General features: G+C 67.4%; 2 protein-coding genes. One reads left to right on the top strand and one right to left on the bottom strand.

Features of this window, described 5'->3' with window-relative positions:
• Positions 1 to 205 precede the first annotated feature (205 nt).
• Positions 206 to 1,087, bottom strand: a complete 882-nt coding sequence (locus AB4Y84_RS21510; RefSeq protein WP_442244845.1) for a LysR substrate-binding domain-containing protein — start codon at positions 1,085 to 1,087, stop codon at positions 206 to 208.
• Positions 1,088 to 1,181: 94 nt separating this feature from the next.
• On the opposite strand from AB4Y84_RS21510, the gene AB4Y84_RS21505 reads away from it, so the two are divergent.
• The coding region (locus tag AB4Y84_RS21505; RefSeq protein ID WP_442250912.1) for an ankyrin repeat domain-containing protein at positions 1,182 to 1,493 on the top strand (312 nt) is incomplete at its 3' end.

The following is a 1,493-nucleotide window of genomic DNA, read 5'->3' as shown; positions in this document are numbered from 1 at the left end:
GGGTGGGTCCGGTTGCGGGGGCGTGAGCCGCATGGATGCGGCGACCGAGCTTACAGGGATGTACTTGCAGCGGCCCCTGCCACCGGACCCACCCCGCCATCCCTCAGGAAGCCTGCTGTTGCTGTTGCTGTTGCTTCGGCTGTTGAGGTTGCCGGCCAGCGGCCGGCACTACCGCTTCGGCGGGTGCAGGGCGCAGCCCTGCCGACTATTCCGGCTCGCGCTGCACCTGGCGCCACAACTCGCTGGCCAGCGCACGCACCGCATCATCGGCATCGGCGCGATGCAGCAGGCCGATCTCGTAGTTGTCGACCACCGGCAGGTCGCGCTCGCCATCGATGATGCGGTGTTCGCGGTTGACCGCGCGACGTGGCAACAGGCTGATGCCGATGCCGTCGGCCACCGCACCCTGGATGCCGCTCAACGAGGAACTGGTGAACGCGATGCGCCAGCGCAGGCCCAGCGCTTCGACGGCCTGGATCATCTCGTCGCGGTACAGCCCGCGTGGCGGGAAGGTGACCAGTGGCAGCGGGTCCTGCTGCAGGCTGCTGCTGCGCAGGCTGTCGATCCAGTGCATCGGTTCGCGCCGGCAATGCACGGCCTGGCGGGTGTTGCGACGCTGCTTGACCAGCACCAGGTCCAGCTCGCCATGGTCAAAGCCGTGGGCCAGATCACGGCTGAGACCGCTGCTGATTTCCAGCTTGACCTGCGGGTGGCGGCGGCTGAAGGCAGCGAGCATGCGCGTGGTCTGTGCGTTGACGAAGTCCTCCGGCACACCGATGCGCACTGCGGTCTCCACGGTGGCGCCGGCCAATGCCTGGGCCAGCTCCTCGTTCAGATCCAGCATGCGCCGGGCATAGCCCAGCAGGGTGTGACCGGCATCGGTGGGATGCACGTCGCGGTGGCCGCGCTCGAGCAGGCGGTGACCGGCGAGCTCCTCCAGGCGGCGGATCTTCTGGCTGACCGTGGACTGGGTAGAGTGCAGGCGGGTGGCCGCCGTGGTGAAGCTGCCGCAGTCGGCGACCATCACCAGGGCCCGCAGCAGGTCCAGTTCGAACATTGTTCTATTCGATTTGGCACTGTCTTGCATTTGAACATTTCACTTCTGGATACCCGTGCCGACTTCTACCATGCAGGGCAGGGGCCGGCAATGGCCGGCGCCATCGCGCATGAGGAGAGTCACGATGCATACCCCTCGCTCCCGGCAGCATCGTTCGGCATTGGGTCGCATGCTGTTGCTGTGCCTGCTGGTCATGGTGATCCCGGCGTGCACGGCGACTTCCCGAGGCGACGCCGATGCGCAATTGCGTGATGCCGCCAGCCGCGGCGATGTCGAGGCCGTGCGCGAGGCACTGGACGCGGGTGCCGATCTGGAAGCCCGTGATGGCCAGGGCCGTACGGCCCTGCTGCTGGCCACCCACGGCAACAACGTGGACGCGGCGCGTGAGCTGATCGAGGCCGGTGCCGACGTGAACGCCAAGGACGCGATGCAGGAC

This window comes from Stenotrophomonas sp. 2YAF22, from assembly GCF_052114665.1.
Taxonomy (GTDB): Bacteria; Pseudomonadota; Gammaproteobacteria; order Xanthomonadales; family Xanthomonadaceae; genus Stenotrophomonas; species Stenotrophomonas indicatrix.
This window is presented reverse-complemented; position numbering and strand designations above follow the sequence as displayed.

What these genes read in the sequence shown, in the direction of transcription:
- AB4Y84_RS21510 (WP_442244845.1), bottom strand. Translation starts at nt 1,087, where the DNA reads ATGCAAGACAGTGCCAAATCGAATAGAACAATGTTCGAACTGGACCTG.